The organism is Paraglaciecola arctica BSs20135 (assembly GCF_000314995.1).
Lineage (GTDB): Bacteria > Pseudomonadota > Gammaproteobacteria > Enterobacterales > Alteromonadaceae > Paraglaciecola > Paraglaciecola arctica.
The window spans coordinates 45,250-67,814 of record NZ_BAEO01000002.1 but is presented as its reverse complement, the minus strand read 5'-3'; the positions used below and the strand labels follow the sequence as shown (position 1 = coordinate 67,814).

The window sequence follows — 22,565 nt, the reverse complement described above, 5'->3', positions numbered from 1 at the left end:
CATGCGAACTGAAAATTTATTAATCGAAATAGGTACAGAAGAACTACCACCAAAGTCCTTGGCTAAATTGGCGTTAGCGTTTAGAGATAACATTCAAGGGATGTTTACTGATAACGACCTAACATTCAGCCAGGTAAACTGGTATGCCTCGCCAAGACGCCTAGCGGTTGTTGTTGAGGGTCTGTCAGAATTTCAAGCCGATAAAGACGTGGAAAAACGTGGTCCAGCTGTTACTGCAGCATTTGGCGAAGATGGCGAACCAACTAAAGCAGCACAAGGATGGGCCCGCTCTAATGGTATTGAAGTGAGTCAGGCTGAACGCTTAAAGACTGACAAAGGTGAGTGGTTACTCTTTAAGGCTCAGGTTAAGGGACAGGCTATTAGTCAACTCTTGGCAGAGTTAGTTGAAAAAGCATTAAAGGCACTACCTATTCCTAAGCCCATGCGTTGGGGCAGCAAATCCACACAGTTTATTCGCCCCATCCATACTGTGACTATGCTGTATGGCAACGAGCTAATACAAGGCAAAGTGTTAGATGTCAGTTCGGCACGTTTGATTAATGGCCACAGATTTCATTCTGACGCTGCTTTTGAGCTTGATTGTGCTGACAACTATCTAAGTCAACTTAAGCAACATTATGTTATAGCAGACCACAGTCATCGTAGGACTTTAATCTTAGAGCAGATCCAGGCCCTAGCCAAACAAGAAGGCGCAGTAGCAGATATTGATGAAGACTTATTAGAAGAAGTCACATCATTAGTGGAATGGCCCGTTGCTTTAGTCGCTAATTTTGAAGAATCTTTTTTGGCAGTGCCCAAAGAAGCTTTAATTTACACTATGAAAGGTGATCAAAAGTACTTTCCGTTGTTGGATGAAAATGGCCAATTAAAGTCTAGATTCATCTTTATTACCAACATAGAAAGTAAAGATCCAGAAACTATCATAAGCGGTAACGAGAAAGTTATTCGCCCTAGATTAGCCGACGCTGAATTTTTCTTTAATACCGATAAGAAACAAACCTTAGAGTCGCGGCTTGATAGCTTAAAAAGCGTATTGTTCCAGAAACAATTGGGAACAGTTTATGAAAAATCAGAACGTATAGCATCTTTGGCAAAAAGTATCGCCACAATGTTAGGCGCAGACCAAGAAGCCGCTCACAGAGCAGGTTTGTTATGTAAAACAGACCTGATGACTAATATGGTCATGGAGTTTCCTGATGTTCAAGGTGTTATGGGCATGCATTATGCCAGAGCAGATGGTGAAACAGAGCTAGTAGCTTTGGCACAAAATGAACAATATATGCCGCGTTTTGCTGGTGATAACTTACCTACATCTGAAGTGAGTGTTTGTGTGGCGCTGGCTGATAAAATTGATACTTTGGTTGGTATCTTTGGTATTGGTCAAACACCTAAGGGTGATAAAGATCCTTTTGCCTTACGTCGTGCTTCAATTGGGGTACTACGTATAATTGTAGAGAAGACTTTGCCGTTGGACTTAGTTGATTTAGTCGACGTTTCTATTGCCACTTTCGGGGACAAAATCGAAACTGAGCAACTGCAAACAAAGGTCGTTGATTTTATTTTAGCGAGATTTAAAGCTTGGTATGCAGAACAAGGCATAGCTACAGGTGTAGTTCAGTCGGTTGCAGCTAATCGCCCTACTCGCCCAGCAGACTTTGCAGCCAGAATTGAAGCAGTTAAATCATTTAACACTTTAGAGTCAGCAGAAGCATTAGCTTCAGCTAACAAACGAGTAGCAAATATATTAGCCAAGAATGTATTTACGCAAGAGTTGCCTTTTAATAAGGCCCTATTGCAGGAACCAGCTGAAATTGCCTTAGCAAACAGTTTAGAGTCTGTAGAAACTCGTATTCAACCTATGCTTAAACAGTCGGACTACACTAGTGCGTTGGTTGTTTTAGCTGAGCTTAGAGAGCCAATTGATGAGTTTTTCGAACATGTTATGGTAATGGCTGATGATGAATCAGTTAAGCGAAACAGGTTAACGTTATTATCAAGGCTAAGAGGTTTATTTTTGTGCTGTGCGGATATATCAGTACTAAATTAACCTTAATAATTTAGCCGTTTGTTTGGCATGTGTTATTAGGACGTTATACCAATATGAAAAAAATAGGTTTTGTATCTACAGTCATTTTAGCTAGTTTTCTCAGTGGCTGTGCAACAAATGTTATTGATGGTTTAATCAAAGAACATAACTATGATGGACTCTACCTTAGAGGTGTTTTTTCTTGGTGGGAAGCGGACGAAAAGTATAAGTTAGTAGAATTGTCCGATCAGGTATATTCAACCTCAATTGAATTAATAGCTGATGGTCAACCATATGATTTTAAATTCGCAGACGCCAATTGGACGCCTGGAATGAATTGTGGTTATGCTAATGAGTCAGATAAAGTTATTGTTGTAGGCGAGTCTGTAAGGTCTAGTTGCGATACTACAGATGAGAATTTTCGGTTTACGCCTACTGAAACTGGAACCTTCCAATTCACAATAAACTTTAGCGGATTTGGTGCACCTAAAGTATCAATTAACTCCATAACCAATTGATTTATAAAGAAAATAAAAAGGCCGCTTATTAAGCGGCCTTTTTTGTCTCTGTTTTCTAAAACTAGACGTCTAAATTAGCTACTTTTAGAGCATTTTCTTCAATAAAGGCTCTACGTGGCTCAACTTGATCACCCATTAAACAAGTAAACAGCTGATCTGCACCAACAGCATCCTCAATAGTCACCTGGAGCATTCTTCGAGTGGCTGGATCCATAGTTGTTTCCCATAATTGACTCGGATTCATTTCTCCTAGCCCCTTATAACGCTGGATATATTGGCCACGTTTAGATTCTGCCATTAACCAGTCTAATGCATCAACAAAAGTTGAAATGGGTTTTGTTTTATCATTACGCTGTATATAACCACCGACTTCAATCAAACCATTAATAGCTAGATTAAGAGCTTTAAGACGTTTATATTCGTTAGAATTAACAAACTCATGATCGATTCGATACTCTGTATCTATGCCATGCAATCTAATAATAATAACAACAAACCAGTTATTTCTTTCACTGTTATGGCGAACATCAAATGAATAAGTTGCTCCATCTGCTTCATCAAAGGCTAGCCCTTTAGTAAATTCATCAGCAAAAGTTGCTAGTTTTTGTTCATCATTTACATCTTCAGGTTCAAGGGTAAGACTATAGACTAACTTATTAAGGATCACTGCTGGCATCAAACGACTGATTCGCGCAATCATGGCAACCGTTTCTTGATATTGTTTAACAAGATTTTCTAAAGCCACGCCTGAAATAGCTGGTGCATCTTCATTTACGTGCAGTTCTGCATTATCTAAGGCAATTGATGTTAAATACTTTATTAGAGAATCGTCATCTTTAAGGTATTGTTCCGTTTTACCTTTTTTAGTTTTATATAGTGGCGGTTGTGCAATATAAATGTAGCCCCGCTCTATAATTTCTGGCATTTGGCGATAGAAGAAAGTCAGTAATAATGTTCGTATATGCGACCCATCCACATCAGCATCAGTCATGATAATAATTCGATGGTAACGTAATTTCTCGGGATTATATTCATCACGACCTATGCCACAACCTAATGCGGTAATCAGAGTCGCGACCTCCTGAGAAGAAAGCATTTTGTCGAACCGAGCCTTTTCAACGTTTAGGATTTTACCCTTAAGTGGCAATATGGCTTGGTTTTTACGATTACGTCCCTGCTTGGCTGATCCGCCAGCAGAGTCCCCTTCCACTATATAAAGTTCAGACAGTGCGGGATCCTTTTCTTGGCAATCGGCTAGTTTTCCGGGTAATCCAGCTAAGTCTAAGGCACCTTTTCTGCGGGTCATTTCACGGGCTTTTCTTGCAGCATCTCTGGCTCTTGCTGCATCAATAATTTTACCAACAATGATTTTACTTTCAGCAGGGTTTTCCATCAAAAACTCATGAAGTTTTTCACCCATAGTGGTTTCTACAGCAGGCCTGACTTCTGAAGAGACTAACTTATCTTTAGTTTGTGAAGAAAATTTTGGATCCGGTACTTTAACTGAAATGATTGCTGTTAAACCTTCTCTAGCATCATCACCACTGGTACTTGTTTTAGCCTTTTTAGAAAGCCCTTCTTTGTCCATGTAGTTGTTTAGGGTTCGAGTCAAAGCACCTCTAAAACCAGCTAAATGACTACCACCATCTTTTTGTGGAATGTTATTAGTGAAACAAAAAACGTTTTCTTGGTAACTATCATTCCATTGCATTGCTACTTCAACTGAAATTCCGTCATCGCGATGTGAGTCAAAATAGAAAATTTTCTGATGTACGGGCGTTTTATTCTGGTTTAGATATTCAATAAAAGCGGTTATGCCACCCTCATATTCAAAACGGTCAGTCTTACCATCACGTTCATCTTCAAGAATGATACACACGCCAGAGTTTAGAAAAGACAACTCACGTAATTTTTTGGCTAAAATGTCATAGTGAAACACAACATTAGTAAATGTATCTTCACTTGGCCAAAAACGTAAGCTCGTTCCAGTGACTTCTGATTCACCGATAACGGCTAATGGTTGCTGAGGTACACCATGTTGGTATTCCTGCTCGTAAAGCTTACCTCCACGGCGAACTTGTAGCATCAACTTCTTAGATAGTGCATTAACAACAGAAACACCTACACCATGCAAACCACCAGAGACTTTATAAGAGTTATCATCAAATTTACCTCCAGCATGTAACACAGTCATTATGACTTCGGCTGCTGATACCCCTTCTTCCTCATGAATTTCTGTTGGAATACCACGGCCATCATCTTTAACCGAAACAGAACCATCAATGTGTATTTTCACATTAATACTTGAGCAATGTCCTGCAAGAGCTTCATCGATAGAGTTATCTACTACCTCAAAAACCATGTGGTGTAACCCAGTACCATCGTCTGTATCACCGATATACATACCCGGTCTTTTTCTAACGGCATCAAGTCCTTTTAGGACTTTAATACTGGACGAATCATAAACATTTTCTTCTGCCATTTAATTAAATCTCCTCTCTCACCTGGCCATGTTCCACGTGAAACACTTTTTTATCGGTATAGTTCTCTAGGAACTCTAATTGTTTGATATCAATAGCTGTAACAAATAATTGAGTATCAGAAGTGTTCAATCGTGATATAAACACTTTTCGTTTTTCTTCATCTAATTCTGCGCCTACATCATCTAACAAAAATATTGAGCTCTTTGCAGTCTGTGCATGTAGGTATTGTGTTTGAGCAAGTTGCATACCTGCAACCAACATCCTTAACTGACCTCTGGACAATATTTCATAAGCATTTACACCTTGGGTCTTTATCCGTAGATCTGCTTTATGAGGACCAACACTAAGGAAACCGTATTTTTGATCTCGTGACCTATTTTTTAATATTGAATCAGCTAGTGTATAGCCTTTTTCCCATCCCCTATAATACGAAATTTCGAAGCAAAACTCAGGTAAAAAATCTTTTAAATTCGCATTAATAAGCTGTATTAGATGATCGTTTAGTAAAGATTCTCTATTTAGGCTAATAGCCTCCCCTTTTTCGCAAAGTAAGTCGTTCCAATAACTCAAGCTTTGGTCTGGTTGATGACTTTTATATAAAGCGTTTAGGTGTTTTAGGCTTTTATTAAAAACCTGGAAGTCCAAATTGAAAGATTGTTCCACGTGAAACAATACCCAATCCAAATAACGTCTACGCAACTTTGGCGCGCCAAGTAATATATCTGAACTCTGAGGCGTAAATATTTGAATGGGTAGATTACTAGCTAAATCTGTTGCACGTTTAGACTTTTGGCCATTGATATTAACGATACAACTATCATTTGCCAGCCTACTTATTCCAAACTTCTGTTGTTTTCCATTTTCAGCAACAGTCGAGCAAAAAACTGTAAAACCCTGTTTTTCGTGGCTAATAACATTTTTATGTTTATGGGTACGAAAGGAACGAGCATAGCCTAGATAATGTAAGGCTTCCAAAATTGATGATTTACCACTACCATTTTCACCTAAGAAAACATTTAAACTTCCATGGGCAACGAGTGACAAATCATCAATGTTTCGAAAGTGACTGATCTGGACCTTGTCCAGTTTCATGAGAAACGAAGCTTCTTATAAAACCTAATTACAGTCTCATTGGCATTATAACGTAAAGAGCAGAGTCATCTTTCGAATCCTCTATCAATGCACTACTGTTTGAATCCGCTAAAGTAATACGTACATCTTCACAGCTTAGCCCATTCATAACATCTATCAAATAAGCAACATTAAAACCGATTTCTAAATTATCTCCTTGATAATCTACGTCTACAATTTCTTCGGCTTCTTCTTGCTCAGGGTTATTGGCGGTGATTTTAAGCTCACCATTTGATAAGTTTAAACGCACACCTCTAAATTTTTCATTGGATAAAATAGAGGCTCTGGAAAACGCATGTTTCAATACGTCTTTGCTAGATTCAATCTTTTTGTCGCCATCTTTTGGTAACACACGTCTGTAGTCTGGAAAACGTCCATCTACCAATTTACTGGTAAAAATAAAATCAGTAGAAAAAATTCTAATGTGGTTTGAACCAACCTGTACTTTAACTAACTTATCATTGTCTTCAATAAGACGAATTATCTCTAACACACCTTTACGTGGAATAATGACCTGGCGGTTAGGTAAGGTCGCATTTGTATAGTTCAGTCGGCACAAAGCCAACCTATGCCCATCAGTGGCAACCGTACGAATAAGGTTATCCTCTGTTTCAAGCGACATACCGTTGAGGTAATAACGCACATCCTGCTGAGCCATACAAAAGTGAGTGCTATCGATAAGCCGCTTTAAATCTGATTGAGGTATTTCAAACTCTAATTCACCTTGCCAATCTTCAAGATTAGGATAATCGTCAGCTGACAAAGTTGATAAACTGTATTTACTACGACCAGATTTCAGCAACGCTTTGTTGGCTTCAACACTGAAATCAATACTGCTTCCTTCGTTTAATCCCCTACATATATCTAGTAGTTTCTTAGCTGGAACAGTAATTTCACCTTCAACGAAATCACCACTTAGGGTGACATTAGAAATCAATTCGACCTCTAAATCCGTACCAGTTAACCAAAGTGAGTTATCACTAACCTTTATCAATACATTAGACAATATAGGTAATGTATGGCGGCGCTCAACTGCGCCAGAAACCAATTGAAGTGGTTGTAAGAAGTTTTCCCTACTGATGCTAAATTTCATCTTTTTACTCGTGAATTTTTATGAAGATAGTGTGCGTATTAAGTTCTGATAGTCTTCTTTTATATCATGACTTTCTTCCCTTAGCTGCACTATTTTTCGGCATGCATGCAATACAGTGGTGTGGTCGCGACCACCAAAGGCATCACCGATCTCGGGCAAACTATGGTTGGTTAGTTCTTTAGACAAGGCCATCGCCATTTGCCTTGGTCTGGCAACACTACGACTACGTCGCTTCGACAAAATATCAGCCATCTTAATCTTGTAATATTCTGCCACTGTTTTTTGAATGTTATCAATGGTGACCAGTTTTTCTTGAAGCGCTAAAAGATCACGAAGTGCTTCTCGCACAAAATCTATGGTAATAGGTCGCCCCGTAAAATTCGCATTGGCTATTACGCGATTTAATGCCCCTTCTAGCTCACGAACATTTGAGCGTAATCGTTTAGCGATAAAAAATGCGACTTCATCGGGTAAGAAAATTTTATTCTCGACAGCCTTACGCATTAAAATAGCAACGCGTGTTTCCAATTCAGGTGGTTCAATGGCAATGGTTAATCCCCATCCGAATCTAGATTTCAAACGATCTTCTACACCTACTATCTCTTTTGGATAACGATCAGAGGTAAGAATTATCTGCTGATTACCTTCTAACAAAGCGTTGAAAGTATGAAAAAACTCTTCTTGAGAGCGTTCCTTATTTGCAAAAAACTGAATATCATCAATAAGTAATGCATCAACTGAGCGGTAATAACGTTTAAATTCTTCTATCGCGTTGTTTTGTAACGCTTTTACCATATCTTGAACAAATCGCTCGGAATGCATATACACAACAGTGGCATTTTTCTTCTTATCCATAATGCCATTACCAACTGCATGCAATAAATGGGTTTTACCTAATCCCGTACCACCATAAATAAACAATGGATTATAAGCACCACCAGGATTATCTGCGACTTGCTGAGAGGCTGCTCTTGCAAGTTGGTTTGACTTACCTTCGACAAAATTATCAAATTTATAAGTTAAATTAATATTACTTTTGTGACCTGCAGCCATTGGTATAGTTGTGCCAACATTAGAAACCGCAACGGAAGGGGGGGATGGTAAATGACTATTTGTATGTTGCTTGTTTTGCTCTACTGCTACTGGTGGATAACTACTAGCACTAAACATTTTACTGGCATCAACATTGGCAACTTTTACTTCAAATCGTAGCTGAGGAGCTTTATCTCCACAAAACTCTGCCAACAAATTATTAATTTGCGAAAAATATTTATCCCTGACCCAATCTAATACAAAACGATTAGGTGCAAAAAGAGTTATGTGAGCATCGGCATGTTCGGCCTGAAGTGGTCTTATCCACATACTAAACTGTTGTATAGGTAAGTCCTGCTGCAACCTATCAAGACACTGATTCCATATAGACATCGAAAAAAACAACTCCACCCTTACAAACAAAGGCCATAATGAGATAAAAAAGGAATTACCAAACAAAAATGAAAAGTAACAACTGTATTATTATTAACCAGTCAAAAGCCAAACTTTAAACTAGCTGTGAATTATCTCGCTAATCACCTCACTAACGCAACAGACATTTTAAATTAATTAACAATAACTCCTTAAACTCCTATATCTAATTGTTTTAGCTAAATTTTTAGTATTTTAGCAATCTTAAACCTCAACAAAATCATAGACAAAATACCAGCATATTTAATGCCAGTATTTTACTTAAAATAAAAACAAACCATTAATTTATACCCAACCTGTGGATAAAATGAATTTTTTCAACACTTATCAGATCTTAAGGTATTGCAGCCTCTTAAAAATATGCATATAGAATGTTATTAGTTGGAGTAATTGATTGACAACTAGTAAAGTGATCTCTATTATTCAGCGTCATTTTTGAGCACGGTGATTACCCCAAATGGTTATCATATAAATGCTCATTTTGTTTAAACCTTATGTATAGCGGGACTAGGTCATGAAAAGAACTTTTCAACCAAGCAACTTAAAGCGTAAGCGTTCACACGGTTTTCGTGCCCGTATGGCGACTAAAAATGGCCGCAAGGTTATTGCCAATCGTCGTGCTAAAGGCCGTGCGCGTTTATCAGCTTAATTATCCAAGGTGGGTGAAAATCACTTTTCTCGGGAGCTAAGGCTACTTACTCCCACCCACTTTGAATTTGTTTTCAGTAATGCAATTCCATCTGTTTCACCCCAACTTACTCTTCTAGCCAGATTTAATACTTCGAATAATCCTCGTTTGGGCATCACTTTGGCTAAAAAAAGAGTCAAACATGCACACGATAGAAATAGACTTAAGCGCGTTATTCGCGAGAGCTTTCGTTTAGAACGTCATTCATTTCCGAATATTGATATAGTTGTGGTAGGTAAAAGTGGTTTAGATAAACTTTCGAATCAGGAATTATTTAATTTACTGAGTAAATTATGGAAAAAATTAGCGTCGCGCTGCGAAAAATCCCAATTGGTATAATAAAGCTCTATCAAATAGTGCTTTCACCGATGTTAGGACCTACATGTAGGTTCCATCCAAGTTGCTCTTATTATGCAATTGACGCTATTACTAAACACGGATTAATAAAAGGTTGTTGGTTAAGTGGCAAACGCATACTAAAATGCCATCCACTCAATGATGGTGGTTATGATCCAGTGCCAGAAAAAAAACAAAATAAGTAATGATTTTTACAATTATGCCCTCATAAATAATCGGGTCATAAATAAAACAGTAACGTCGCCGTGGTTTAATGTTTTGACATGAATAAGTCACACTCATAATAAGTAGTTAATTAGAGTATTTTATGGAATCCCAACGCAGTTTTTTATTAATTGGCCTCGCTATGGTCGGCTTTTTATTATGGCAACAATGGCAATTAGATTACGGCCCTCAACCAGTCGCACCTATAACAACCTCCACCGGACAAACAAGTACTGCTCTTGATATACCTAGTGCCGAAGATGTGCCTGTTGCTTCTATTGATGGGCAAACCTTAGTGCCTATGTCCACTCAAGGTGGAAAAATTATAACAGTAACAACCGACACTCTTATTCTTAGTATTGATACTAAAGGTGGTGACGTTGTTTCAGCCAATCTTGCTAAATTTCCGGTAGAGCAAAACTCTGCCGAGTCATACAGCATTTTAAGACCGAATGGCGACACATTACATATAGCTCAAAGTGGCTTAATTGGTCCTGATGGCACAGATAGCAAAGGACGCCCTACTTACACTGCCACACAAGACAGTTATACACTTGAAGGTGATACACTCACCGTTCCTTTAGAATTAATAACTCCACAAGGTATGCAAGTTACTAAAAATTTCGTGTTTACTCGGGGTAGCCACAAAATTAACGTAATTTATAACGTTAAAAACAACACAAGCAATCCTAAGCGAGTCATTCCTTTCGGCCAACTCAAACAGAGCATACTAGGTGAAGGCGGCAGTATGTTTATGCCGGTTTATCGCGGTGGCGCATATTCTATCGAAGATGATAAATACGAAAAATATTCCTTTGATGACATGGCTGATAACAACCTTCGAGAAACGACCAAAGCTGGTTGGGCAGCAATGATAGAACACTACTTCGTGTCTGCATGGGTTCCACCACAAGACCAAACGAACAAGTTATTCAGCGTTATCAAACAAAATACCAATGCGGTAATTGGCTTTACTGGAGAAACAGTTGTTATCCAGCCTGGCGAAACAACAAAAATCACTAATATTTTATACTTAGGTCCAAAGGATCAAGATACCTTAGCAGTTATTGCTCGTGGCCTAGATTTAACAGTCGATTACGGCTTCTTGTTTATGATATCTCAGCCGCTTTTCTCATTCTTACAATTCATTCATAGTCTAGTTGGTAACTGGGGATTTTCTATCATCCTTATTACCATAGTGGTTAAAGGAGCTATGTATCCTCTTACCAAAAAACAATACGAATCTATGGCCAAAATGCGCGCCCTAAAACCCAAAATGGATGCACTCAAAGAACGTTATGGCGATGACAAGCAGAAAATGCAAAAAGCCATGATGGAAATGTATAAGAAGGACAAAGTTAACCCTATGGGTGGCTGTTTCCCTCTATTATTACAAATGCCAATCTTCTTAGCCCTATATTGGGTGTTACTTGAAAGTGTTGAACTTAGACATGCTGATTTTATATTTTGGATCACTGATTTAAGTGCAAAAGACCCGTTCTTTGTATTACCTGTATTAACTGGTTTGAGTATGTATTTACTACAAAAACTGCAACCTATGACAATGACAGATCCTATGCAGCAAAAAATCATGCAGTTTATGCCTGTTGCTATGAGTTTGTTCTTCTTTATATTCCCAGCAGGTTTAGTACTTTACTGGTTGATAAGTAACATTATTACTTTGATTCAAGCTAAAATAATTTACGCATCTATGGAAAAGCGCGGCTTAAAGACCAAGTAATTTCATAATTTCGAAAAAAGCCCGTTTTATGCTATAACACGGGCTTTTTTGTGCTTACAATAAACAGTCATCACTCATAAAGCTTAGGGATCCACATGCCATCATTAGATATCGTTTCAGAAATTGATTTACCCGAATTACTTAATGCTGTCGACAACGCAAATCGAGAATTAAGCACACGTTTTGATTTTAGAGGTGTTGAGGCAAGTTTCGAGTTAAAGGAAAGCATAGTGACTATGACAGCCGACAATGATTTCCAACTCAAACAAATGCTCGATATCCTAAGAGGTACCTGTGTAAAACGTAATGTAGACACTGCAGCCTTTGAAGAAAAAGATGTACAGCACATTGGCAAAATTTACAAACAAGCCATTGCCTTTAAACAAGGTATCGAACAACCAGTAGCCAAAAAACTAATAAAACTCATCAAAGATGCAAAACTAAAAGTTCAAGCACAAATACAAGGTGAACAAGTACGAGTCACCGGAAAAAAACGCGACGATTTACAACAAGTTATGGCATTGGCAAAAGAAGCTGATTTAGAACAACCATTACAATTTACTAACTTCAGAGACTAAACAACACATGACTGCTATTGGATTATCATCACAACAAGATACTATTGTTGCTCAAGCCACTGCACCTGGTCGCGGTGGTGTTGGGATAATTCGAATTTCTGGCACTCTAGCAAGTGCCGCTGCACAAGCAATATTGGGTAAATTACCTGAAACCAGGAAAGCAGAATATCTACCTTTTTCTGACACAGAAAATAATCTTATTGATCAGGGCATAGCCTTATTCTTTAGAGCACCAAATTCATTTACCGGTGAAGATGTACTTGAATTACAAGGCCATGGCGGCCAAGTAGTTTTAGACATGTTGCTCAATGCTATTTTGAAAATACCAAAATTACGCATTGCTCGACCAGGCGAATTTAGTGAACGCGCATTTTTAAATGACAAATTGGACTTAGCGCAAGCTGAAGCCATAGCCGACCTAATTGATGCCAGCTCTGAACAAGCAGCAAAAGGCGCATTACGCTCCTTACAAGGCGCGTTTTCACAACATATTCAAACTTTAGTCGAGCAAGTGATCCACTTGCGTATGTACGTCGAAGCCGCAATAGATTTTCCCGATGAAGAAATCGATTTTCTAAGTGACGGTAAAATTCAAAAAGACTTAGAAACAATTATCCAGTCCTTTGAAACACTACGCCAGCAGACCAAACAAGGTGCATTACTCAGAGAAGGTATGCGGGTTGTCATTGCTGGTAAACCTAATGCCGGTAAATCTAGTTTACTTAATGCATTAGCAGGAAGAGATGCAGCCATAGTCACAGATATAGCTGGCACCACCCGTGATGTACTCAAAGAACATATACACATTGATGGAATGCCTTTACATATTATTGATACAGCGGGCTTAAGGGATAGCCCAGACAAGGTAGAAAAAATAGGTATTGAACGCGCCTGGCAAGAAATCCATCAAGCAGATCGTGTGTTGTTTATGTTGGATAGTACTGAATCGACAGAAACACATCCTCAAAAAATATGGCCAGAGTTTTACCAACAACTACCTAAAAATATCGGACTAAGTGTTATCCGCAATAAAATAGACCTTTCGAATGAAACTATTGGTTTTGATGATAGCGGTGACTACCCGGTTATTTCAATATCTGCCAGTAACGAACAGGGACTTGCCTTGTTAACTGATCACCTAAAAGATTGCATGGGCTTTAATGCAAGCTCAGAAGGTCAGTTTATCGCTCGCAGACGCCATTTAGATGCTATAGACAGAGCTGCGGAACATTTATATTTAGGCAAATATCAATTAGAAGAAAACCTTGCTGGAGAATTACTTGCAGAAGAGCTGCGCTTAACCCAACAACATTTAAATGAAATCACTGGTGAATTCAGTTCAGACGATTTACTTACAAAAATATTTTCTTCCTTTTGCATTGGTAAATAATCTGAACTCAAGGTAAATACCCTGCAAATCCATAATTCTCAAAATATGATTAGATAACCTAAAGGTAGTATTAGTAGCCAACACATCAATACGAATATTTTATTAAATAATGAATATTCTACTTCAGAAATTTGCGACGATATACCTACCAGAGGTCTCATAAAGTTGATCCTTTTTAATAATTCATAATTCGCGAAGCAAAAACTAACTGTTATCACTACTACGCAAAACGCCTCCAAGAAAAATCCCAACTTAAATGTACTTAGGTAAAAAGCCGCCACTATTAGTACACTTTGATGCAACAAATAGCTGGGATAAACCATCCGCGAAAAATACTTTAACGCAGAGCTTGGCTTATTTAAGTAAGCGTAGCCATAACCTAAAATAGCTAAGATCCATACCCAACGGTTGGCTAATAACAAAGTTGTTTCTATTGCAGCATAAACACCCGTTAATGGCTCTGACCGCAATTTCCAAATAAAGTGGTAATAGGCTAATAATCCCCCATAACTTGTTAAAGATAGACCCAGGGTTAAGCGTCGATACATCAGAATGGGTTGCCAGCAACTTTCTCTTTGCCAAATAAGATAACCCAACAAAAAGAAACAAAATCCACGAGCTATTCTTATACCTTCGTCAGACTCTGGAAATATCAATAGTTCAGCAACTGACAAACACATGACAGGTAACATAAAGATTGCTCCAATACCCAGTCGACTCCCGATACAATCAAGTACTTTATCTAATTTAGCTAAAGACAAAATCGGATGAAGTAATAACAATATTAATGAGAAGCACCACAATTCCCGTAAATACCAAAGGTGGTTAACATCAATATGCGGCAATATTCCCGATTGATATTCAGCAAATAGGGGATTATGTAGATCAAAAAAAGCCCTATAAAAATCCCAATAACTAAGATTGAGATCCCCTTTTTCCGTCATTTCCACATAAAGTTGCGGTGGAACTATAACTAATACACCAAATAATAATGGCAACAACAAACGCCAAGTTCGTGTTTTAGCAAAATGAATTAATGAATATTTTTGCAATAAATAACGAGAAGCAATACCAGAAATAAAAAATAAAAGAGGTAACCGCCATCTATTGACTAACAACATTAAATTTTGCAGTACTTCACTTTGATATTGGCTTTTATAGTGAAATCCCCAATCAGCAACGTACAACATGCCAATGTGATAAAAAATTAATACAGCAAATGCAAATACTCTTAACCAATCCAAATCATAACGACGTTCCATAAAAAGCCTATTTATCAATATTTAATACAGTCGAAATATTGGTTAAAACTAACTGGACTGGAATAGTTAAGTGCTCAACAACCATAAAATAGTGATATTAGGTGGAATATAGGGATGGTATTAGTCACAATGTACAATGCTAAAATTAATCAATCTACATAGTAAATAAATGGCAAAGTTTGAAATCATAGTAGGCAGTGTCTTAGGTGCAAGTGAATATGTCGCCGATGCATTACAAGAAGTTTTGTTAAGTCATACACATAGTGCACAAATCCATTTAACACCGCAGTTGTTGGACTTAGACCAAAGTGCCATATGGTTAATTTGTACTTCGACTCATGGCGCCGGTGACTTGCCAGACAACATCCAACCTTTTGCTGAACAATTAAAAACTCAAAATTTGAACAAACATGAGTTTTTAGTGGTGGGTTTAGGTGATAGCAGTTATGACACTTACTGCCACGGATCCGTGCAAATGGAAAATATTATGCAAACTGGTGGCGCTAAACTATTGTGCCCAGCCCTACATATTGACGTACTTAATCACCCAATCCCTGAAGATGCTGCTGTTAAATGGCTTCAAAGCTGGCTAGAAACTAATGAACAATCAGCATAATCACCCAATGAATTTTTATGCAATTTAATAAAGCAGAACAAACAGCCCTACTTCAGTCTTTGAGTAATGACGCCCGTATACTGTATATTCTTGGGATAAAACCTACTGCTGATGAATCTAGTGGTACAACGTCACCTTTAAACTACAAATCGTTGTTATCCATTTTAAATGCCAGAGAAGAAAAATTTACTTTAGGTCGACAAGTTAATAGTTTAATAAAAGAGCTGATAAGTGTTGGTTTAGTCAATTTTCAAAACGAAGTCGAACTTAACCATAGTTTTAACGGTAAAACCCTTGTTCTACCTTTAACTACAATGAAAGTAGATGAGTATTCAAAGTTACATCTAAATTGGCATACAATGCATCTTGATTGGTTGCCTAATCAAAAATTAATCAGCGATTTAGCGAAACTAGTTGGCATTATTGATTATGATTACACTACTAGTGAATTAGGTGATTTTATTGCTTATTGGTTAGGTAGGCCAGAGTCACAATTTAGCGAATACCAATGGACTCAAAAGTTTGTATTTAACTTGAAAAAAATGCGTTTAGCTCATGGATTTAAAAATGTACAAAAAGTAGGTCAGCAAATAGTCCAAACTAAGGCTGGTATTCTCGCTGACGACAATGCTAAAAATTTAGTGGCCAAATATAGTAAAACTAACACTTAATAAATTTTCATATTTATCATTCGGAATAATAGAACTCGTGGACAGTATTAAAGACAAAATTCAAAGATTAGGTAAAGCATTAGGTCGCCAATATGTTCCTGAAAAATATACCAACTATGCCGACTTAAGATCTGAGTATGAAGCATTAGCCAATCGTGATGTAAAACAATTACAACGAGAAGGCAAAAAGCAACGCATCCAAGATATTCAAGGTCGCTCTGAATTGAATCCTAAATGGACCTTCGCTAACCTCATTGAAGACAGTAATGATGTTATTGAAGCAGTCAGTATTGCTAAGTCTTTTATCGCCGCTCATGACGATATGAATTGGCGTAAAAGTGGTGCTCATATGATGATTTTTTATGGTGACTATGGTCGTGGAAAATCTCACACAGCCGGTGCTATAGCCCATGAACTCATTGAAAAATATGAAATTTCAGTTCTATATAGACAACTATCAACTATTTTGGAAATGCGCTTCTTTTCTTATGATTACAATGCCCAAGATAATGTTGGACAGAAATTTCGTGAAATTAACCAAGAATTACTTGATGTTGATTTACTAATACTCGATGAAGTATGTGTTAACGAAAGCGTGTTAAAGAAAAATGCCCAAAGCTGGTTAGGCAATGTATTAAGACAAAGGCTGGCTCATCATAAAAACTGTATTATGATCACCAACCACAACCTTGCTGAGTTAGAAAACGCCCTAGGTCGTTATTGTTTTGAGTCCATCAAAGAATACGACACCTACAAAGTAAAATTCTCAGGTCCTAGCAGACGTAACGAAATTATTCCTACTCAACCTGAGCCTCAGCAGCAACCACAAACCACATCAGGCTACCGTCCAAATCAAGTAAAATAGATGCTACTTGATATATATAAAAATCAACTTATTTAAACTTTTCAATAACTAGTCACGACTCATCCTTTGTTAATCAAAAATTACACAAAGGATATTAAAATGAAAAGAACGATCAAACTGATTACCTACTTAAATGCAGTATTGGTTTATCTTATCCTGTTTTACTCAACCTCACTTTTTTCCAAAACCTTCTCCGAAACATTTAATGTTAATTTGGGTGGTCTATTAACCATTCAAACCGACACGGATTCAATCAATAAACAGTTAACAGAAGATGCCAATCTGACTACTTCAGATGGCTCAATTACCGCTTATCTCATTACTGATATTCAAATAGATATTGATGCATCAACTAGTGGTGGACGAGTGAAAGTGACTTCAAAATAGAGGATAAAGTAAAAAAAGATCGATTCGAGGATCAATAAACGCTGCTGGCCCAAAATAAATATTAAAAACCAACGGTAACAGTATCAAGATCAACAAAATTTAGTTTCTTTTGATCTTTCCTTTATAAATCAGGATCTAACTGAGTATTAACGAATTTTTGATCACAAGTTACACACAGTTAGATCAAAAGATGTTATTCACTGTGGATAGTTTTATGTATAAGTCATGTAAAACCACGTTATATCCACTGTATACAATTTCAAGAAATACCCCCTGTGGATAAAAGCACTAGTTATACCCACCTTATACCAGTTTGATCAAACTTTATTCACATACTTAGCTTGCCTATAAACTATTGATAATAATAAGAAATAGTGACTTACCAACAGAAAAGTGGCTGCTTAATAATAGTAATAATAAACAAAGATCTAAAAGATCTTATAAAGATTACAGAGATCATAAAACAATAATTGAATAGATTTTAAGCATTTTACTTAAGCTCATTTCCAGATAGAATGTGCGCCCCATTTTACTCAGGGGAAATGATCATTTTAGCTTTAGAGGAAAATCATGTTTTATCAGCAACATTTTGATGTCATCGTTGTCGGTGGTGGTCACGCAGGAACAGAAGCCGCATTAGCCTCTGCACGCATGGGCGCAAATACTCTTTTGCTAACACACAATATTGAAACCCTAGGTCAAATGTCTTGTAACCCGGCAATTGGCGGGATTGGCAAAGGTCATCTGGTTAAGGAAATAGACGCTTTAGGCGGTGCTATGGCTATGGCAACCGACAAAGCTGGCATTCAATTTAGAACCTTAAATTCGAGTAAAGGTCCTGCGGTTCGTGCCACACGAGCACAAGCAGATAGATCCTTGTACCGTAATGAAATTCGTAAAATAGTAGAAAACCAAGAAAATTTAACCTTATTTCAACAATCTTGTGATGATCTGATCGTTGAAAATGATCGTGTTGTTGGTGTAGTTACACAAATGGGTCTTAAATTCCATGCTAAGAGCGTTGTTATCACCGTAGGCACGTTTTTAGGCGGTACCATACATATTGGTATGGAAAACTACAAAGGGGGCCGTGCTGGCGATCCTCCTTCGATCGCATTGGCAGATCGACTTCGTGCATTACCTTTTCGAGTTGATCGCTTAAAAACAGGTACACCGGCCAGGCTCGATGCCCGTACCCTTAATTTTGATGTGATGCAAAAGCAACATGGTGATACACCAGTTCCAGTATTTTCATACATGGGACAAGCTAGCGATCATCCACAACAGATCCCTTGTTACATCACCCACACTAATGAAAAAACCCATGAAATTATTCGTGGAGGATTAGACAGATCGCCTATGTACACAGGTGTTATAGAAGGAATTGGGCCAAGATATTGCCCATCTATAGAAGATAAAATTCATCGTTTTGCAGATAAAAATTCACATCAAATATTTGTTGAACCTGAAGGCTTAAACAGCATCGAGGTTTACCCAAATGGTATATCAACGAGCTTACCTTTTGACGTACAAATGAATTTTGTACGATCAATAATTGGTTTTGAAAATGCGCATATTGTGCGTCCCGGTTATGCGATCGAATATGATTTTTTCGATCCTCGCGATCTCAAACAAACCTTAGAAACAAAATTTATCAGTGGTTTATTTTTTGCTGGTCAAATTAATGGAACAACTGGCTATGAAGAAGCCGGTGCTCAAGGTTTGATCGCGGGTGCAAATGCAGCCTTACAAGTACAACAAAAAGACCCATTTATATTACGTCGTGATGAAGCTTATATGGGCGTGTTAATTGACGATTTATCTACTATGGGTACTAAAGAACCCTACCGTATGTTTACCAGTCGAGCTGAATATCGTTTGTTATTGCGTGAAGACAATGCCGATATTCGTTTAACTGCCAAGGGACACGAAATAGGTTTAGTTAATGAATCACGATGGAAAGCTTTCAATCAAAAATTAGAAGCTATTGAATTGGAAAGACAAAGGCTCAAGTCGACTTGGGTTTATCCTAGTCACGAATCAACCAAAGCCTTAAATGTTTTATTGAAAAATCCAGTAACCAAGGAAAATACTTTAGAGGATCTGATCCGTCGACCAGAAATGACTTATCAAACTTTGATGCAAATTGAAGCATTTGGGCCAGAATTACAGAACAAACAGGCAGCCGAACAAGTTGAGATCCAAATTAAATATGCTGGATACATAGAACGTCAAAAAGATGAAATTGCTAAAACATTACGTAATGAAAATACTTTAATACCTATGGATTTCGATTTCAGTCAGATTTCAGGATTGAGCAACGAAGTTGTCGCCAAATTAACTGATACCCGTCCAGAAACTATTGGTAAAGCCGGCAGAATATCAGGTATTACTCCAGCAGCTGTGTCTCTGTTATTGGTATATTTGAAAAAACATGGGTTGTTAGTAGGATCAAGTAATGATCAAAAGAAAGTATCTGCCTGATGAGTGATCAACAGGCCCTTGAAAATGATTTATTAACTGTTTTAAAAAGCAGCCTAAAAAATTGTCAATTAGTTGTCACTGAAGAGCAGCAACAGCAACTGATCCGTTATGTATTATTGATGCATAAATGGAACAAAGCTTACAATTTAACTTCAGTGCGAGATCCTCAACAAATGGTGATCAAACATATTGTTGATTCCATTGTGGTTGCGCCATTTTTAGATAAAACTCACTATATTGATGTGGGCACGGGTCCAGGATTACCAGGTATTCCTCTGGCAATTATGTGCCCTGATAAACATTTTATTTTGTTGGATAGTTTAGGAAAACGTGTGCGTTTTATGAAACAAGTCGCATATGAATTAAAAATAGACAATATCGACCCTGTGCAATCAAGGGTTGAAGATTTTGTACCTAATGTCGAAATTGATGGAGTATTGAGCAGAGCTTTTGCTTCACTAAAAGATATGTTGCACTGGTGCCAACATCTGGTAGATTCTCACGGAGTTTTTCTTGCATTAAAAGGTCAACTCCCAACAGATGAACTGAAAGAGTTACCTTTGGGATTTATTTTACAAGAAACAATTAAGTTAGACGTGCCTGGTCTTGAAGGCGAGCGTCATATTGTCAAAATTAAAAAACAATCAGTTGGCTAGGAGCTATTCCCCCGACATTTAGAAAATTAAATGTTATTTCTACTCTGGTCTTCTAAATAAATAAGTGGACGATTATTTTGGGCAAAATCATTGCAATTGCTAATCAAAAAGGTGGAGTAGGCAAAACCACAACTGCTGTTAATGTAGCTGCATCAATGGCGGCCACAAAACGCAAAGTATTACTTATTGATCTCGACCCCCAAGGCAATGCAACCATGGGCAGTGGGGTTGATAAATACAACGTTGACAATACTTGTTATGAATTATTGATTGAAGAAAAACCAATTGATGAGGTCATAATCAAAGAAACGTCTGGCAAATATCATCTTATTGCAGGCAATAGTGATATCACAGCCGCAGAAATTAAATTGATGGAAGTGTTTGCTCGTGAAGTACGATTACGCAATGCGTTAGCACCAGTTAAAAATTACTACGATTATATTTTTATTGATTGCCCACCTTCGTTAAACCAACTCACAGTCAATGCAATGGCAGCCGCCGATTCGGTACTGGTGCCAATGCAGTGTGAATATTATGCCCTCGAAGGACTCACTGCTTTGATGGATACTATCAAAAAGCTAGCGTCTGTGGTTAATCCGCAATTAAAAATTGAAGGTGTACTGCGCACTATGTACGATCCTAGAAATAGGCTAGCCAATGACGTATCTGAGCAACTTAAACGGCATTTTGGCGATCAAGTATACAGAACTGTCATTCCCAGAAATGTGCGATTGGCAGAAGCACCTAGTTTTGGCACGCCAGCCATGTATTATGATAAATCGTCTACAGGTGCAAAAGCCTATTTAGCTCTAGCAGGTGAAATATTAAGACGCGGTAAAGCGAATCAAGTAGCTAAATAAAGTTAGTGTAAATAATAAAAATGAATGAAAAAACTGAGGACAACATGTCGGCGAAAAAAAGAGGTTTGGGTAGAGGGCTAGACGCGTTATTGGCAACCAGCCAAACAGGCAGAAGTACTGGTTCAGAGTTACCTGAACAAGAAAGTGAATTGCAAAAAATTCCTATTGAGTTTTTACAGCCTGGTAAATATCAACCACGCAAAGATATGTCATCTGAAGCCCTCGAAGATCTCGCCGCATCTATTCGATCACAAGGGGTTATTCAGCCCATAGTGGTACGTCGAATTTCTGCTGATAACTATGAAATCATCGCTGGTGAAAGGCGTTGGCGGGCATCACAAATAGCCCAATTAGATGTTATTCCTTGCCTAATTAAAGATGTGCCTGATGAATCAGCTGTGGCTATCGCTTTGATTGAGAATATTCAACGTGAAGATCTTAATGCAATGGAAGAAGCTCAAGCTCTTGACCGCCTAATGGTCGAATTTGAACTTACTCATCAAGAAGTGGCGACTGCTGTAGGTAAATCTAGGACCACAGTGACTAACTTGTTACGTTTAAACAACTTAAACGAGGATGTGAAATTACTGCTAGAACATGGCGATATTGAAATGGGTCATGCTAGAGCCTTGTTAGCCCTCGAAGGAGACGCCCAAAATGAAGCCGCACAAACTGTTTCAGGCAAAGGACTAACAGTACGAGACACAGAAAATTTAGTGCGCAGATTATTAGAGCCTACTAAAGAAAAAGCACCGGTTAAAGAAGATCCTGATGTACAACGCCTACAAACAGAATTATCCGAAAATCTCGGTGCTCCTGTAGTGATTGCCCATAATGCCAAAGGCAAAGGTAAGTTAGTGATTAACTTTTCCAGTCTTGATCAGCTTGATGGAATATTAGGGCATATTAAATAGATTAGTGCTTAATAACTAAAGGTTATATTAAGCATAAGGTCATCCTATTTTGCTTTTTTTATAAAGTGTGTTGAACTTAAGTGCAACAGCTTGAGTTATAAATAACCTATAATCAATAATCCCTACAAAAACAAAGGGTTTGTAGGAATGTCCATA

21 protein-coding genes are annotated in these 22,565 nt (G+C 37.8%); 16 read left to right on the top strand and 5 right to left on the bottom strand.

Features of this window, described 5'->3' with window-relative positions:
- The first annotated feature begins 1 nt into the window (after position 1).
- Positions 2-2,068 (top strand): glycine--tRNA ligase subunit beta, encoded by a 2,067-nt coding sequence (glyS, locus tag GARC_RS00360; RefSeq protein WP_007615490.1) that lies wholly within the window; start codon positions 2-4, stop codon positions 2,066-2,068.
- A 53-nt stretch (positions 2,069-2,121) separates the two neighbouring features.
- Positions 2,122-2,565, top strand: coding sequence for a hypothetical protein (locus tag GARC_RS00355; protein WP_007615489.1), 444 nt, complete (start codon positions 2,122-2,124; stop codon positions 2,563-2,565).
- 61 nt (positions 2,566-2,626) lie between these two features.
- On the opposite strand, the gene gyrB is transcribed toward GARC_RS00355, so the two are convergent.
- Genes gyrB through dnaA form a run of 4 tightly spaced genes read right to left on the bottom strand, consistent with a single transcriptional unit; the run spans position 2,627 to position 8,697 of the window.
- Complete coding sequence (gyrB, locus tag GARC_RS00350) at positions 2,627-5,047, bottom strand: DNA topoisomerase (ATP-hydrolyzing) subunit B (RefSeq protein WP_007615488.1); 2,421 nt, start codon at positions 5,045-5,047, stop codon at positions 2,627-2,629.
- Between the two features lie 4 nt (positions 5,048-5,051).
- Positions 5,052-6,140, bottom strand: coding sequence for a DNA replication/repair protein RecF (gene recF / locus GARC_RS00345; protein WP_007615487.1), 1,089 nt, complete (start codon positions 6,138-6,140; stop codon positions 5,052-5,054).
- Positions 6,141-6,168: 28 nt separating this feature from the next.
- Positions 6,169-7,272, bottom strand: coding sequence for a DNA polymerase III subunit beta (gene dnaN, locus GARC_RS00340; protein ID WP_007615485.1), 1,104 nt, complete (start codon positions 7,270-7,272; stop codon positions 6,169-6,171).
- Between the two features lie 18 nt (positions 7,273-7,290).
- Positions 7,291-8,697, bottom strand: coding sequence for a chromosomal replication initiator protein DnaA (dnaA, locus tag GARC_RS00335; RefSeq protein WP_007615484.1), 1,407 nt, complete (start codon positions 8,695-8,697; stop codon positions 7,291-7,293).
- A 553-nt stretch (positions 8,698-9,250) separates the two neighbouring features.
- Here dnaA and rpmH point away from each other — a divergent pair.
- The 6 genes from rpmH (at position 9,251) to mnmE (ending at position 13,694) form a co-directional block, all read left to right on the top strand.
- Positions 9,251-9,385 carry a 50S ribosomal protein L34 gene (gene rpmH / locus GARC_RS00330; protein WP_007615483.1) on the top strand — a complete coding sequence of 45 codons (135 nt, stop codon included), beginning with the start codon at positions 9,251-9,253 and terminating at the stop codon, positions 9,383-9,385.
- Positions 9,386-9,394: 9 nt separating this feature from the next.
- Complete coding sequence (gene rnpA / locus GARC_RS26145; RefSeq protein WP_081587471.1) at positions 9,395-9,763, top strand: ribonuclease P protein component; 369 nt, start codon at positions 9,395-9,397, stop codon at positions 9,761-9,763.
- A complete protein-coding gene (gene yidD, locus GARC_RS00325) occupies positions 9,718-9,966 on the top strand; it encodes a membrane protein insertion efficiency factor YidD (protein ID WP_039988257.1) in 249 nt (82 codons plus the stop codon). The genes rnpA and yidD overlap by 46 nt, the downstream gene beginning before the upstream one ends.
- Positions 9,967-10,088: 122 nt before the next feature.
- Positions 10,089-11,726: a membrane protein insertase YidC gene (gene yidC, locus GARC_RS00320; protein WP_007615478.1), complete on the top strand. Its 1,638-nt coding sequence runs from the start codon at positions 10,089-10,091 to the stop codon at positions 11,724-11,726.
- A 95-nt stretch (positions 11,727-11,821) separates the two neighbouring features.
- Positions 11,822-12,304, top strand: a complete 483-nt coding sequence (locus GARC_RS00315; protein ID WP_007615477.1) for a YajQ family cyclic di-GMP-binding protein — start codon at positions 11,822-11,824, stop codon at positions 12,302-12,304.
- Between the two features lie 7 nt (positions 12,305-12,311).
- A complete protein-coding gene (gene mnmE, locus GARC_RS00310) occupies positions 12,312-13,694 on the top strand; it encodes a tRNA uridine-5-carboxymethylaminomethyl(34) synthesis GTPase MnmE (protein WP_007615471.1) in 1,383 nt (460 codons plus the stop codon).
- Between the two features lie 38 nt (positions 13,695-13,732).
- Here mnmE and GARC_RS00305 read toward each other — a convergent pair whose 3' ends face one another.
- Complete coding sequence (locus GARC_RS00305; RefSeq protein ID WP_007615469.1) at positions 13,733-14,956, bottom strand: acyltransferase family protein; 1,224 nt, start codon at positions 14,954-14,956, stop codon at positions 13,733-13,735.
- Positions 14,957-15,125: 169 nt separating this feature from the next.
- On the opposite strand from GARC_RS00305, the gene mioC reads away from it, so the two are divergent.
- From mioC to GARC_RS00265, 8 genes are all read left to right on the top strand, one after another.
- On the top strand, positions 15,126-15,572 hold the full coding sequence (mioC, locus tag GARC_RS00300) for an FMN-binding protein MioC (RefSeq protein ID WP_007615468.1): 447 nt from the start codon (positions 15,126-15,128) through the stop codon (positions 15,570-15,572).
- Between the two features lie 17 nt (positions 15,573-15,589).
- Positions 15,590-16,243 (top strand): DnaT-like ssDNA-binding domain-containing protein, encoded by a 654-nt coding sequence (locus GARC_RS00295; RefSeq protein WP_007615467.1) that lies wholly within the window; start codon positions 15,590-15,592, stop codon positions 16,241-16,243.
- Positions 16,244-16,280: 37 nt separating this feature from the next.
- The gene (locus GARC_RS00290; protein ID WP_007615466.1) at positions 16,281-17,108 is read left to right on the top strand and encodes an ATP-binding protein; all 828 of its coding nucleotides are present in this window, start codon (positions 16,281-16,283) and stop codon (positions 17,106-17,108) included.
- Positions 17,109-17,207: 99 nt separating this feature from the next.
- Complete coding sequence (locus GARC_RS00285; protein WP_007615465.1) at positions 17,208-17,495, top strand: hypothetical protein; 288 nt, start codon at positions 17,208-17,210, stop codon at positions 17,493-17,495.
- A 570-nt stretch (positions 17,496-18,065) separates the two neighbouring features.
- The gene (mnmG, locus tag GARC_RS00280; protein ID WP_007615464.1) at positions 18,066-19,979 is read left to right on the top strand and encodes a tRNA uridine-5-carboxymethylaminomethyl(34) synthesis enzyme MnmG; all 1,914 of its coding nucleotides are present in this window, start codon (positions 18,066-18,068) and stop codon (positions 19,977-19,979) included.
- Entirely contained in the window at positions 19,979-20,635 is a 657-nt protein-coding gene (gene rsmG, locus GARC_RS00275; RefSeq protein ID WP_007615463.1) for a 16S rRNA (guanine(527)-N(7))-methyltransferase RsmG, read from the top strand. The genes mnmG and rsmG overlap by 1 nt, the downstream gene beginning before the upstream one ends.
- A gap of 77 nt (positions 20,636-20,712) precedes the next feature.
- Entirely contained in the window at positions 20,713-21,495 is a 783-nt protein-coding gene (locus tag GARC_RS00270; RefSeq protein WP_007615462.1) for a ParA family protein, read from the top strand.
- A gap of 44 nt (positions 21,496-21,539) precedes the next feature.
- Positions 21,540-22,409, top strand: coding sequence for a ParB/RepB/Spo0J family partition protein (locus GARC_RS00265; RefSeq protein ID WP_007615461.1), 870 nt, complete (start codon positions 21,540-21,542; stop codon positions 22,407-22,409).
- The last annotated feature ends 156 nt before the right edge of the window (positions 22,410-22,565 follow it).